Raw genomic sequence first — 13,872 nt, 5'->3', positions numbered from 1 at the left:
ACCTTTGGGCGTTTGATACAAGATCTAACGTGCTCATCGGCCGAGCCCCAGGAAGTTGAAGCTGTCGTCATCCAGCTTGATCCGGACGCTTGCGAACAGTCCCTTGTCGGTCGAGCGCGCATCCTGGAAGTCGGGGTCGCGGAAGCCGACGATATTGTACCCAACGCTGAGCAGGACATTGTCTGTCGGGACAAAGCCGATTTCGGGGCCGACGGAGAACGCCGTGGTGCCCGACGACAGATCATGGCGCACGCTGGCTTTGCCGCCGATTTCGATCCGGTCGGGCAGGCCGATGCGCAGGTCGAGACCGCCAAGCAGCGTGGTCGTGCCGAGATCGAAGCCTTCAACCCGGTCGAAATTATGGCGCAGGCCGGCGAACACGCCCACTTCGGTGCGGGCGGACTGGCCGTCTTCCTCGTCCCGGTCGATGGGCGACCAGTTGGTGGAGACGCTGCCGATCAGGCGGCGCAGTTTCGCATCGCCGGATGTGAGCAGGGCGGTCTGGCCAGCGGCTCCGACAAAACCGTCGACTGCGCCGGTCACTTCGTCGCTGCGATATTCTACCTTCGAGAGCAACGAGAATGCGGAGCTTGCGGGACGATGCGCGACAGAAAGTGCCGCGTCGACAATCTGTGTGGTCCCGCCGGTTTCGTTTTCTGCGCGGGTCCAGGTTGCGCCGCCGCCGACAACGCTGCCTGCGCCCAAACGGCGGATGATCGCGAGATCGGCACCGGTGCGATCAGCCAGTTCGCCATCGCGGTATTCGCCGCGAGCGCGGGCATTCCAGTCACCGGCGCTCCACGCCGCGCCCAGGGTAAAGGCGGTGAAGTCTTCGCCCAGCAGGCCGTTGCCGTCGAACTGGCCGCCGCTTGGCTCGGGCTGCGCAGGGTTCACCGTGTCGGCGAGCGCGATGCCGCCCGATAGGGTTTTGTTACCGTCCAGCGTAGTCTCTATCAGCAAACGTTCGCCCACGCGGAAGCTGTGGCCCAGAGCGAAGGCGGCGAAAGTGCGATTGGCATCGGCTTCTTGCGGGCCGCGGCCGATGGTGTCCTGACCGATGGAGCTGACGACGCGGCCACCTTCCCATGGGGTGATCTCGGCGCCGACCTTTACGGTGTTCGCATCGATCGCATCGCCGCGAGCAATTTCGTAGCTGCCGATGACTTTCACATCGCGCGAGACGGTGTAGCGCACACCCAGCGTGTGACGGGTGGGCAGGGCAATGGAGCCGGTGCCGCCAAGCGGAACGCTGGTTGCGCCGGTGACTTCCAGCGTGTTGTCGAGCAGGCGCTGCGTGCCGCCGGCCTGCAGGATCGTGGAGTTGGTTTTACGACCGTCGGCCAGCGTGTCGGCGACGTGAGCGACACCTGCAAAGGCATCGGTCTTCGCGGTCTGCCATACGGCGCGCACTTCTACTGCGTCGCGCTTGGCGGTGTCGATCAGGCTTTCATCGTGCCATGCGCTGGCGACGACGCTGAATTCTTCGGTCAGACGCGCGCGGCCATCCACGCCGACACGGCGGCGGCCACGGTCGGCCACGTTCTGCTGCCCGACACCGTAATCGGCATCGGTGTGGCGGACATAGGCCAGCAGATCGAACGGGCCGGACACATGCTCGACTTCGGCGAGATAGGCGTTCGACGTCGCGCCGTTCTGGCGGCTCATCGCGGCTTCTGCGCGCACTTCGGTCTGTTCACCGATGCGCACCCGCACATCGACTGCGCCCAGATTGGTGCGCTGCTCGTCGCCCTTTTCGGTGAGGCCGGTGAAGCCGACCCGTACGCTGTCATCGTCGGTCGACCAGGTCACACGGCCGCCTGCATTCCATTCCTTCTGGCCCAGCGCATCGACATCGTAATTCACGACGATGAATTGCGGGTTCAGAGCCGGATCGCGGCTGAGCACGGGCTGGGCAAAGGTGATGGTGCCCGACAGCAGGTCGACATCGTAGTCGATGAAGCGGGTAAGCGTCTGGCTGCTGACGATCACGTCGCTGCGCAGGCGGTCGCGCACTTCGATGGTCACCGTTTCGCTGTTGGGCACAATGCGGCGTGCGCTGAGGCGATAGGGGCCGGAGATACCCTGACCCTGAATTTCGTCGCGGCGCTGGCGCGAACCGATCTTGGCGGCGAAGCCCTGCGCTTCGACCTGGCCAAAGCGGCCCTCGGCCTTCACGCCGGTGGCGATGCGCTGATAGCGTGCCAGATCCGTCTCGTCGAAGCCGGTCTCGAAATCGCCATACAGAGCGTAGAAGGTGCTGCTTTCCACGCGGACATAGATCTTGTCGCGGCTGGCGGCGTCGAAGAAGCGCTGCGAATTGTCGCCAAATACGGTGTAATAGGCCGCCGGATCGATCGTGCCGAGGAGGCGCTGATCGTTCTCCTGCTTGGCGCTGTCATAGGCGATGGTGGCAAGATATTTGCCCAGCACACGGCCCTTTGCATAGAATGCGACGCGGGCATTGTCGCCCAGATGGCTATCGAAATCGCCTTCTCGCTCCATGTTCTCGGCGACGTTGCGTGCACCGATGGAACCTTCGGCCAGGCCGATCAGGGTCCACGGCTGGTCGCCGGGCTCGACCCACGCTTCCAGACGCTCTTCGCGTGTGGTTTCGCCGTCGGTAAAGGTGAAGGTCGCACGCAGCGCGCCGCTTACCAGCGTCGGGGCCAGTTCAATATAGGCTATGCCGTCATCACCCTCGACCAGCCAGCTGGCGGACGCGTTGCCGAACCCGCTCAGCTCGCGGCTTTGTGCGGCCTCGATGGCGCTGCGGGTCTGGTACGGGCTGTCGATGGTCAGCGAACCGGCGATGCCTGCGTGAACGGGGCGGCCATTGCGGTCGGTCATGCGCACGGCCAGCACCGGTGCGGAGGCACCATCGGCGATCAAGCGCGAAAGCTCGGGCACGATTTGAGCGCGCAGGGGCGTCGTCGAGTAATAGACAGGCCGTTCGTATGTTTCGACGGTACGGCCGTCCGCATCACGGATTTCCGCGCGCAGCTGAGTGGCCGGGCCTTCCAGAGGAATGCCGCGATAGATGCTGACCGCGAAGGTCTTGTCGGCGCTGGTCTTGGTGCCGTCAAAGGCGAGGCCCGAAACCGGCTTGCCATCTGCGTGCAGGGTTACCCGCTGGCCCGCGCGGTGGCGCACGACAACACGAATGGAGGGCGAGCGCGGATTGTGGTCCACTTCGGGGAAGACAAAACCGTCCGGCCCGTCGCCCAGTGCGAGGAAATCGGTCGATGCGCCCGATGCAGCGATATTGTCACGCTGTTCGCGCACCGGGGCTGCATTCTGGTCGATATCGGTGCCGGCTGGCAGCACAGCATGGAAATCTGCGCGTACCAGCGATCCGCCCTGACCGCTGATGAAGCGGGAGATGGGGCTGCCGGCGCTGCGGGTGGAGCGCGTGCAATCCACAAACTCGCCGCCCTCGGGGAGAGTATAGCGGATGGCCTGCACCACATGGTTGCCCGGCACGACGCCTTCGAAATGATAGCGGCCGTCATAATCGGTGATGGCAAAGCTGCCGTCTTCCATCATGACGCGCACGCCGGGAATGCCGCGGACTTCGCCATTCGGGCGGCATCCGCCATCCACGATACGGCCGATGATGGTCATCCGCGCCGTCAATCCGTCGCGCTCGATGCGGATGCCTGCCTGCGCGGCGGCCTTATTGCCGTCGGGCGCAGTGATCATGGCGAGGTTTTCTGCATCCCCGACTGGCGCATCGTCGCGCACCGTCATGGCGTAGGTGACCCGGCGCGCAATGCCGCCATCAATGGCGTCGAGCGCGAGGGAGAAGCCGTTTCCGTCGGCGTCCGGCGTCAGTCCTTCGGCGACCGGCTGCCCGTCGACACGGATGGAGTCTGTCTGCAAGCGCAGGCCGGGGGCAGCGCGGTCGGTCAGCGTCACGCCGCGCGAAGCCCGCGACGGGTTCGTGTTGCGCAGGGTGACGGTGTAGAACACGGCATCGCCGGGCTGAACGATCTCGCGCGAGGCACGCTTGTCGATCGACACATCACCGCCCGGTGCATCCAGCGGGTAGTCGATCTGAACGGGGATCAGCGAGTCGACAGCAAATGTGGCGCCATAGGAGGCGTCCGAAATCTGGAATGCGCCGCCGGAAGGTGCGGTCAGCTGCGCCAGTTCTGCCGGGGTCGCAACGGACGGGCCGGTATAGGGCGCGGGCGGCGTGACCTGCAGGCGATAGTTGCCGAATGCGACAAGCGGAAAACGATATTCGCCGGGCGCAAAGGCATATTCATCGCCATTGGCGTCGGTCGCGCTGGAGCCGCTGATCACGGTATTGGGGTAGGGCGTCACGCCGTCGAAGGAGAATACTTCTGCTGGCTGTCCGGTGGCGACATCGATCAGGGTCACAGTCGCGCCATCGACGGGCTTTCCGTCGAGACTGTCGAACACGACACCGAATGGATCGGCCAGCGCGTCCATCGCACCGGTCAGGAACGGAGTTTCGTTACCGCGAATGAAGGCTGCGATGCCGATTTCCTCACCGTCGCGCAGGCTCAGGCGGCAATCGCCGGTCACCGGGGCAGGGTTCAGCGGCAGGGTGCCGATGGATGCGAAGAAGATCCCGCTGTCATTGCTGTCCTCGACGGCAGTCAGCGTCTCGATGTCGCCGCTGGGCGTAGTCAGTTCGAGGCGCAGTTCATCGCGCGCGGCGGGGTCGAAATTGGCCGACTGCGCGTTGATCCGCAGCACGAGGTTCTGGCCAACCCGCACAGTGCGCGTGGGGAGGATGTCGGTCTGGTGTGCGCCTTCCGGCGCGCCAGCGATCGTCAGACGCGACGGGGCCGTCGCGCTGGAGCAATAGGATGCGTTCAGCTCTGCGCTTTGCGGAGCAGAAGGGAAGGGGACGAAAGTGGTCAGTTCCACTTCGGGCTGGGTCACATCGAATGTGACCGTGTTGGAGCCGACCGTCTGGTCGCGGCCGCCATCGTTCCACGAAGCGGTGGCCGTGTTGGTCACCTGCCGCTCGGATGCGAGGGACGCTTCAGGCGTCAGCACCAGCGCAGTGAAAGCTGCGAGGAGTGCCGATCCGGCGTGGAAGAAGGAGGGGTGCGACCGCATGGTGTATGCTCTGGCTTCAGTTTCTTTTGCTGTAAGCCGGAGGGAGGGCGCCCGATGTCAGGCGCCCCCCAACCGTTTTCCTGCTTAGTTGATGGTAGCGCGGAAGATGAGCGACTGCTGCTCACCGCCAGCGAGCGAGCCGATGGTGCCGGACACCACGCCGCCGCTGAAAGTACCGGCGGTGCCGCCCGGGGTGGCGCAATCAGCGCCGCCGACGCGCACACCGAATGCGGGGACATAGGTCACCTCGGCAGGCAGCGTATCGGAGATGGTCACATTGGTGGCCGTCGCGCTTCCGGCGACGTTGGCTACCAGAATGCAATATTCCATCGTTGCGCCCGGCAGATAGGTGCCGCTGTTATCGCCGCCAAAGGCACCGACAACGACTGCACTCGACTTGGTCGCGGTGAGGCCTGCTGCCAGCACGACATAATCGTCCGTGTCGAAGGCAGCGCCGTCATTGGCGATCTGGCCGTCGGCATCGGTGTCGGCAAACACGGTGTCCACGGTAAGCGGATCGGCCGAGTTGGCGGTCGCCACAGTGAACGAGCCACCCAGCGCGGTCGTGCCGTCATCAACGCGGGCAATCGCGCTCAGCGTGATGGCTGCGCGGTCATCGGTGCTCAGACCACCCTCGATGTTGGAAACAACGTGGATGATGGCCGAGTCGCCGGAAGGCAGCGCATCGATATGCGTAATCACCGTGTCGCTGGCGTCGAACACGCCCGGCGTACCGGCAGAGGGGTTGTCGAGGTAATAGGTGAAGCCGCCCGTTGCGTCGAAATTGTCGCTCGCGGTGCCGTCCAGTTCGGATGCGGTGCCGGTTGCGACGTTTGTGGCGTCAAGCTGGAAATCAACCGCGTCGTTCGATTCATTGGTCACGACATAGGTGACAGCCGCGCCGGTTTCGCCCGGCGTAACCTGGGTGCCGGTGTTGTCGGTACGAGCCACGGTCAGGTTGATCTTGCGGTCAACTGCGACCTCGTCCTGTGCTTCCACAGGATCCTGAGCCACGGCGTCAGGGCCGCTGCCGATGTTGTAGTTCACGGTTACTTCGTTGAGGATCGTCTCGCCGACCTGGGTGCCGACAGGGGCAGCCATGGCCGGGGTGGCGAGAGCCAGGGTGCCGAGTACGACACCCAGAGCGCTGCCATGGGCAAAAGTTCTGGTCATTGGTGGTCTCCGTTATGCGTTCGGACGGTCCGCGTTCCCGAAGGGCAACGGCCGGTTTTGGTTGACGCCTGAAGGGCGGTTTTCGCGGGGACGCTGGTCTTCGCCCCCGGGAAACTTTGAAATTTACTTGACGGTCGCGCGGTAGCTGACGACGCCTTCGGCCTTGGGGGCCATCTGGGCGACGACCCAGCGCAGATGCGTGACATCCTCTGCCGTTGCCGGACGCGAGGTCTGGTCTTCAGCAGTGATCGTCAGGCTTGCCAGCGGGCCCCACACGGTTCCGCCATCCACCGACACTTCCAGCGAAGCAGCCGAAGCCGGCGTCAACGTAACGTGCTGGGGGACGGGGCTGACGACCGTGAAGTCGCTGATCGTGGCGCCCGTGCGGTTGCTGTAGTTGGTCTGAAACTCCAGCACGTCGCCCGGCACGATACTGGCCGGATCGACCAGTTTCTCGCCACCATCGCTTTGGCTCACCAGCTGGATGGCGCTGGTCAGTTCGATCGGCTTGTCCTGCGCGGCGGCCGGAACGGCCATCGACGAGATTGCAAGAGCGGCGATGATACTTCTGATATTCATGGGGTTTTTCCTCGTCCGAAAGATCATTCGTCAATCTTGACTTTGAAGGTGATGATGGTGCTGGTGCCACCGGCCACCGTGCCGAGGTCGACATTGACCTGTGTGCCGTCTGCGGTGACTGCGTCCCCGTCTGCGGCATCGGTCAGGCGTACGCCGCCGACCCGCGTGGTGCTGGGGATGTAGGTGGTGTTGACCGGGATCGGATCGTTCACGACCAGCCCGTCGACCGAGCCGGAGCCCGATACGCGTGCGATCAGACGGTAGGTGACGATCGAGCCGGGAATGGTCTGACTGCCGCCGAAAGGATCGAGCACGGTCGCGCTCTTGGTCAGCGTTACAGCGCTGACCTGGGCAATCAGCGTGCCGATATCGTCGTCAATCGCGGTCGTCAGACCGACGACCGCATCGACGCCGTCGACACCCTGACCGGCAAACACCGTACCCGGCGTACCGCTGCCGGTCACAGCCGTGGCTGTCAGGCGGACATCGGCGGTATCGCCATTGCCCGGTGCCGCGCCATCAAACTCGGTAATAACAAACATGCGCAGCGAGCCGTCGGCTGCGATTTCCGGCGTGCTGCCGCCAGCCGGGATCACGATGTCTACGCCCTCGTCGTAAACGCCATTGCCGTTGCTGTCATAAGCGAACTTCACGATTGCGGGGTCGAAGTCGTCTCCGGTCAGAGCGGGATCGACATCGATATTGTATGCTTCGGGGCCGTTGCCCGTATTGTTGACTTGAAATGTGAGAACCGCGCCTGCGGCTGTAAGTACGACTTCACCGGCGTCCAGCGACTGGACGGCGACATCAAGGATCTCGTCGACCTTGACCGTAACCTTGTTCGAAGGGACCGTTTCGGTCGCTCCACCAATCGTATAGGTCGCCTCGGCGGTGTTATCGATCGGTGTACCTGCAGGGACGCCCTCGGCCATTGCGGCGGAGGGCAGGGCGATGGCGGTAAGGCCGGCAGAGGCTGCCAACAATACGCTTCTGGTGTTGCTACGTGTCATGACGCAGCCTGATGGGCCTAATTCGTTAACATCCGTTTCAACATGGCCTTCAAAGGCTCGTTATCTTGTGTTCACAAAGGCTGAAATGGCGTGGTGACGTCGTTCTCGATTAGTTCGAGAAAGGCCGTATAAAGCTCTATAATAACGACATTTCTAGGATTTCATATCGACCGTCTTGCGGCGGCTCCGAGCCGATGTTTTGCCGCCATGATGCCAAGTGTATAACGTTGTAAACAGCGCGGTCAGGGGGATTGCGTACGTTTCGACCCGGTATTTTCTCGTCCGTCAACGAAATGTCAGGATATGCAGAATCGTGCCTGGCGCGCGCTCTCGGCCCCGCAAAAGCGTGCGTTTCCATGGCAAATGGCGATGTGAGGAAAGTCCACTGGTCGGGACGATAGGATTCGAACCTACGACCCCCACACCCCCAGTGTGGTGCGCTACCAGACTGCGCTACGTCCCGATCAGTGGAAGGCGCGCCTATAGGGTTGTGCCATTCCGGTGGCAAGTATCCTTCGCGCTGCGTGAACACGGCGGTGTTGGCTTGCCGGCACCCTTTCGCAATTCATTGCCCCGCCATGGCAATCTTGCTAGGCGCGCGGCGAAAGGGTGCACTAGGCGACGATTGTCGTCAGGACGCGCCCGAGATACGCGTCATAACAACCGGTACCGGATACCAATTTCATGCTCGATATTCTCGCCGCCGCGGCCAGCGCTGAAGCGCCGCCTGCATGGGTCCAGTTTCTGCCGCTTATCGGCATGGGCCTGATCTTCTGGTTCCTGATCATCCGCCCGCAAATGAAGCGGCAGAAGGAGCATCAGGCCAAGGTCGCCGGCATCAAGAAAGGCGATCAGGTCGTCACCGCAGGCGGGCTGGTCGGCAAGGTCGTCAAAGTGGACGATGATTACGCCGATATCGATCTCGGCGGCGGCACCCGCGTCAAAGCGGTGAAGGCAACGATTGGCGATGTGATCCCGCCAGCGGGTGCCAAGCCTGCGAACGATTGATCGGGGCTTAGAACACAATGCTCGAATTTCCGCGTTGGAAGAAGATCTGGCTGTGGGGCATCACCGCGCTGTGTTGCCTCGCGGCTATGCCTTCCGTGCTGTCGTCCACCGGTGTTACGTGGCCCGAGGCACTGCCGAACCCGACTGTCAATCTGGGCCTGGACCTCGCCGGCGGGAGCCACATCCTGCTTGAGGCCGAGCCCGATCAGGTGGCGGCCCAGCGGCTGGAGAATATGGAAGAGGGCGTGCGCGGCGTGCTGCGCGATGCCGAGCCGCGTATCCGTATCGGCGATGTCTCGACGGGCGAGGGGCAGCTGTCGTTCATGCTGGAGAACAGCAGCGATATCGACCGTGCCCGCGAATTGCTCACCCCGCTGATGAATGGCGATGGGCTGGTGCAGGAATGGGAACTGACGGTCGTCGATTCCTCCCGCATGGTGCTGACGCAAACCGCCGCCGGGCTGGAAACGGCGATTACGCAGGCGATGGACAGCGCCACCGAGGTGGTTCGCAAGCGTATCGACGAGCTGGGCACGCGCGAGCCGACAATCATTCGGCAGGGCGATACCCGCATCGTGGTGCAGGTGCCCGGTCTGCAGGATCCCGATCAGCTGAAGGACTTGTTGGGCCAGACGGCAAAACTGGAGTTCAAGCTGGTCGACCAGTCGGCGCTGCCGACCGATATCGAACAGGGCATTGCGCCTCCCGGCAGTCAGATTTTCCCGTTTGCCGAGGGCACTCCGCAGCAGGGCACGTCCATTGCTGTGCGGCGGCTTGGCGGGATTCAGGGCGACAATCTGATCAATGCGCAGGCGGGCATCGATTCCCAGAACCAGCAGAATGTCGTGAACATCACATTCGACCAGCAGGGAGGGCAGCGCTTCGCCCAGCTCACGACGCAGAATGTGAACAAGCCATTCGCGATTATTCTCGATGGCGAAGTCTTGTCTGCGCCCAATATTAATGAACCAATTCTGGGTGGTAGCGCGCAAATCTCAGGCAGTTTCACGGCCGAAAGCGCCAATGCCCTGTCGATCTCGCTGCGCTCTGGCGCGTTGCCGGTGGACTTGGCCGTGGTCGAGGAGCGGACGGTCGGCCCCGATCTGGGTGCGGACTCGATCCGGCGCGGCATGCTGGCCATGGCGCTGGGCTCGGCGCTGGTGATCGGCCTAATGATGCTGACCTATGGCCGTTTCGGGGTCTACGCGACCATAGCTTTGATCTTTAACGTATTGATGATCCTCGGAATCATGGCCGTGCTGAATACGACGCTGACCCTGCCGGGGATCGCCGGGTTCGTGCTGACAATCGGCGCGGCGGTGGATGCCAATGTGCTGATCAACGAGCGTATCCGCGAGGAGCGCAGACGTGGCAGGCGGGTCGTGGCGGCAGTCGAGAACGGCTATAAAGAAGCCAGCCGGGCGATTTATGATGCCAACATCACCAACTTCATTGCCGGCGTGCTGCTGTTCCTGTTCGGCTCCGGTCCGATTCGCGGCTTTGCTGTCGTTCTGATCATCGGCCTGTTCACCAGCGTGTTCACCGCCGTGGTGCTGACGCGGATGTGGGTGGCCGGATGGCTGCGGGCCAAGCGTCCGTCAGAGCTGTATATTTAAGGGAACGCGCGCGATGAAACTTCTCAAACTCGTCCCTGACGACACCAACATCAAATTCCTGAAATGGCGGATACCGTTCTACGTCGTCAGCCTGCTGCTGATGGCCGCGAGCTGGGGCCTCGTGCTGACCAAGGGCCTCAATTACGGGGTCGATTTTGCCGGCGGTCAGGAAATCCGTGCGACCTTCGTGGGCGAGGCTTCTGCGCCGATCCCCGAAATCCGCGAGTCATTGACCTCGATCAAAAATGTTGGCGATCCCGTGGTCCAGCGCTTTGGAGCAGAGAACGAGGTCTCGATCCGCGTGAAGCTGCCGCCCGAGGCCGAGGGCGACAAGGAGTTTGCCGACCGGTTGACTCGGGACATCACCGATACGCTGAAAGAGGATCACCCGCAGGTGCGGATCGACGGGGTGGACTCGGTATCGGGCAAGGTTTCGGGTGAGTTCCGCTCGGCCGCTGTCTGGGCTTTGCTCGCGGCAATGGTGGCGATTGCGCTCTACATCTGGATCCGGTTCGAATGGCAATTCGGGGTCGGGGCGCTGTTCGCTCTGGCGCATGACGTTTCGCTGGCGCTGGGCATGTTTGCGCTGTTCCAGATGGAATTCAGCCTGCAGATCATCGCTGCGATTCTGGCGATCATCGGTTATTCGCTGAACGACACGATCGTGGTGTATGACCGCATCCGCGAGAACCTGAAAAAGTTCCGCAAGATGCCGATGCCCGAACTGCTCGATCTGTCGGTGAATGAGACGCTGGCGCGCACGGTGATGACCTCGCTGACGCTGCTGGTGGCCTTGCTGCCGTTGCTGTTCTTCGGCCCTGCCAGCCTGTTCGGACTGGTCGCGGCGATTGTGCTGGGCCTCTTCGTCGGGACCTACAGCTCGGTCTATATGGCCGCGCCGATCCTGATCTGGCTGGGTGTGTCGAGCGACAGCTTCGTGCCGCAGGAAACCGAGGCCGACCGGCAGGAGAAGATTGCGCGGGGCGAAACCGCCTAGGCAGCGATCAGGCCCGGTCGGTTAGACCCATTAGATCAGGCCTTATGCGCCGCGACCAGCACGTCGTAATATTCGCCCAGCTTCGCGCCGTTCACGCGCCAGTCGAACTGCTCGGCCATGGCGACGGTGGCGTTTCTGTCCGGCGGATCGGCCAGAACGGCGCGGATAGCTGATGCTATCGCCCCGGCGTTGCGCTCGACAATTCTGCCCGCCGCTTTTTCCGTCACCAGCTCGCGTGCGCCGCCAGCATCGGTGATGACCAGCGGCGTTCCGCAGGCCAGCGCCTCGACCCAGGCATTGGCGAGCCCCTCGCTGGCCGAGGGCAGGACCATGATGTTGGCCGCCGAGAGAACCAGCGGCAGGAGATCGTGATCGAGCAGGCCGAGGAAATGGACGCGGTCGGCGACGCCGTGTTCCTTCGCCAGAGCGCGCAGGGAAGCCTCATCCTCTCCCTTGCCCACCAGCAGCAATTGCGCATCGGGAATAGAGGCCAGTGCTTCGATCACAAACACTTGCCCCTTGCGCTGGATCAACGCGCCCACGGTGGCGAGAATGGGCGCATCGCCTGACAGGGGTAGGCCCAATTCATCCGAAAGCCTGTCGCGCAGTTTGGTGTGATTGAGCGGGCGAAACTTGTCGCGGTCGAGCCCCGTGTAGTGGATGGTGATCTTTTCAAGCGGGAGGCCGATGCCCGCCATGTCGTCCGCAAGCGCTTCGCAAACAGCGAGCAGCCCGCCCGCCTGCGCACTCGCGCTGCGCATCGCGCGATTGGCATAGGGTTTTGCGCCCCAGAAATGGATGTCCGCCCCGCGCGCCTTGATCGACAGGGGCAGCCCGAGTGCCTCGGCGATGGTCGCTGCAGCAGGCCCGTCCGGATAAAAGAACTGCGCATCGACAATATCGAAGGGCCGCTCGGCATGCAGGCGCTTTGCCAGAGGCAAGACGGACCGCGCGATCATGGACGGGTTCAATCTCCCGCCGATCTTGGGCAGAAGCGTGAAAGTGGGGCGGCGCACATGGACGCCGTGCTCATCCCCGTCGACAGCAGCATCGGCCAGCGCGGTATATTCGCCGAACAGGACAGGAGGCACGCCAATGGGATTGATCACGGTCACATCCCAATCGCCGTGCGCTGCCAAAGCCTCGAGAGACCGCGCGACGAATGTCCCGAAGCGCGGGCGAGCGGCATTGGGATAGAGCGTGCAAAGCGAGAGAACGCGCTTCATGTTACCGGCGCTCACAGGCGGCGCACCAGCATCTCGCACACTGCGATCCATGGCGGATCATCCACCACCTGCTGTTTCTGGCCCATGCCGGGCGGCAACAGGCCGACCATGCTGCCCTGCCGGTCGATCAACCGGCCAAAGGCGAAACGGCCACCGGGGCGGGGCACGAGCACATCGCGATTGATGGCGCGCGCCGCTTCCGATGGATCGACCTGACGCAGCCAGATCTGGTCACCGGGCAAATAGGCGCCGCTCGCAACCTCCACATTCATCACGGTGAGCACGCCTTCACCGGCCAGATCGGAGGGCAGTATCGCATCCAGAGGCTTGGCCAGCGCTTCCGGGCCGCTCGCGCCGAGGCTGGCGATGATCTGCGGATGATCCACATTGTCCGAGCGGACGAGCGTTTCCGGATCGACTTCCAGCGCGGCTGCTATCCGCTCCATCCATTTCAGCGAGACATTCCGCATCCCTGTTTCCAGCCGGCCAATCGTTTGGGCAGTTGTCGGCGGTTCGCAGGCGGCGGCAAGCTGAGCGAGAGTAAGCCCGCGATCCTTCCGGATGGCTCTGATACGATTAATCATAGTACGTCCCTGAACCGCAATGGTGAGAAAACACTTTCCTACACGATGCGCACTTTGGCAAGTCGCGATTCGCCATATTGGTTATTCTTCAGGAGAACAGCATTGCCGCAGAACCTCGTCGAACGCGCACTGACGTCCGAGGGCCCGGCGCGTGGAGGCGGTGCCGCGCCTCGCGCGGGCCGCGCCCGCCGGACAGTCACGGTCAATGCCAGCGAGTCGCCGCTGGCCTGGCTGCATTCGCGCGGGCATCTGGAGGACCGGCTGTTCGATGCAGGCGAGCGACTGAGGGCAGATTACGAGCGGGCGCAATTAGGGCCGAGCGTCACCATGCGCTGGGATCCGGTGCGGGTGAAGGGCGGCGAGGCGGGCCTGACCCCGACCGAGCGCCAGATTTCGGCCAAGCGCCGCTTCGACGAGGCTTTGGCGCAGGCGGGCAGCGGGCTGGCCGACATTCTGTGGCGCGTCGTATGCGCGGGCGAAAGCCTCTCGCTGGCCGAAAAGGCGCTCGATTGGCCCACACGGTCGGGCAAGCTGGTGCTCAAGCTCGCGCTTGACCGGGTGGCCGATTACTACCGCATCCGCTGA

The 13,872-nt window shown here is 63.2% G+C and carries 10 protein-coding genes and 1 tRNA gene; 4 read left to right on the top strand and 7 right to left on the bottom strand.

The window, feature by feature from the left end; genetic code table 11:
• Positions 1 to 33: 33 nt before the first annotated feature.
• The 5 genes from ACFCW2_RS00590 to ACFCW2_RS00570 form a co-directional block, all read right to left on the bottom strand.
• The gene (locus ACFCW2_RS00590; protein WP_379547382.1) at positions 34 to 5,094 is read right to left on the bottom strand and encodes a hypothetical protein; all 5,061 of its coding nucleotides are present in this window, start codon (positions 5,092 to 5,094) and stop codon (positions 34 to 36) included.
• Positions 5,095 to 5,178: 84 nt separating this feature from the next.
• Complete coding sequence (locus ACFCW2_RS00585) at positions 5,179 to 6,267, bottom strand: hypothetical protein (RefSeq protein ID WP_379547381.1); 1,089 nt, start codon at positions 6,265 to 6,267, stop codon at positions 5,179 to 5,181.
• A gap of 123 nt (positions 6,268 to 6,390) precedes the next feature.
• On the bottom strand, positions 6,391 to 6,846 hold the full coding sequence (locus tag ACFCW2_RS00580) for a hypothetical protein (RefSeq protein WP_379547379.1): 456 nt from the start codon (positions 6,844 to 6,846) through the stop codon (positions 6,391 to 6,393).
• Between the two features lie 23 nt (positions 6,847 to 6,869).
• Complete coding sequence (locus tag ACFCW2_RS00575; RefSeq protein WP_379547378.1) at positions 6,870 to 7,856, bottom strand: hypothetical protein; 987 nt, start codon at positions 7,854 to 7,856, stop codon at positions 6,870 to 6,872.
• 386 nt (positions 7,857 to 8,242) lie between these two features.
• Positions 8,243 to 8,319: transfer RNA gene (locus tag ACFCW2_RS00570), tRNA-Pro, on the bottom strand.
• Between the two features lie 221 nt (positions 8,320 to 8,540).
• On the opposite strand from ACFCW2_RS00570, the gene yajC reads away from it, so the two are divergent.
• The 3 genes from yajC to secF are packed head-to-tail and all read left to right on the top strand — an operon-like array spanning position 8,541 to position 11,477.
• The gene (gene yajC, locus ACFCW2_RS00565) at positions 8,541 to 8,864 is read left to right on the top strand and encodes a preprotein translocase subunit YajC (RefSeq protein ID WP_379547376.1); all 324 of its coding nucleotides are present in this window, start codon (positions 8,541 to 8,543) and stop codon (positions 8,862 to 8,864) included.
• Positions 8,865 to 8,881: 17 nt separating this feature from the next.
• Complete coding sequence (gene secD / locus ACFCW2_RS00560; RefSeq protein WP_379547374.1) at positions 8,882 to 10,480, top strand: protein translocase subunit SecD; 1,599 nt, start codon at positions 8,882 to 8,884, stop codon at positions 10,478 to 10,480.
• Positions 10,481 to 10,493: 13 nt separating this feature from the next.
• Positions 10,494 to 11,477, top strand: a complete 984-nt coding sequence (secF, locus tag ACFCW2_RS00555) for a protein translocase subunit SecF (RefSeq protein ID WP_379547373.1) — start codon at positions 10,494 to 10,496, stop codon at positions 11,475 to 11,477.
• Positions 11,478 to 11,512: 35 nt separating this feature from the next.
• Here the strand turns inward: secF and ACFCW2_RS00550 are convergent, their stop codons facing one another.
• Positions 11,513 to 12,703 carry a glycosyltransferase gene (locus ACFCW2_RS00550; RefSeq protein ID WP_379547372.1) on the bottom strand — a complete coding sequence of 397 codons (1,191 nt, stop codon included), beginning with the start codon at positions 12,701 to 12,703 and terminating at the stop codon, positions 11,513 to 11,515.
• A gap of 11 nt (positions 12,704 to 12,714) precedes the next feature.
• On the bottom strand, positions 12,715 to 13,287 hold the full coding sequence (locus ACFCW2_RS00545) for a helix-turn-helix domain-containing protein (RefSeq protein ID WP_379547371.1): 573 nt from the start codon (positions 13,285 to 13,287) through the stop codon (positions 12,715 to 12,717).
• Between the two features lie 102 nt (positions 13,288 to 13,389).
• Between ACFCW2_RS00545 and ACFCW2_RS00540 the strand changes: the two genes are divergently transcribed.
• Complete coding sequence (locus tag ACFCW2_RS00540) at positions 13,390 to 13,872, top strand: DUF6456 domain-containing protein (RefSeq protein ID WP_379547369.1); 483 nt, start codon at positions 13,390 to 13,392, stop codon at positions 13,870 to 13,872.

It is taken from the genome of Qipengyuania algicola (assembly GCF_042492175.1).
Lineage (GTDB): Bacteria > Pseudomonadota > Alphaproteobacteria > Sphingomonadales > Sphingomonadaceae > CAJXSN01.
This window is presented reverse-complemented; position numbering and strand designations above follow the sequence as displayed.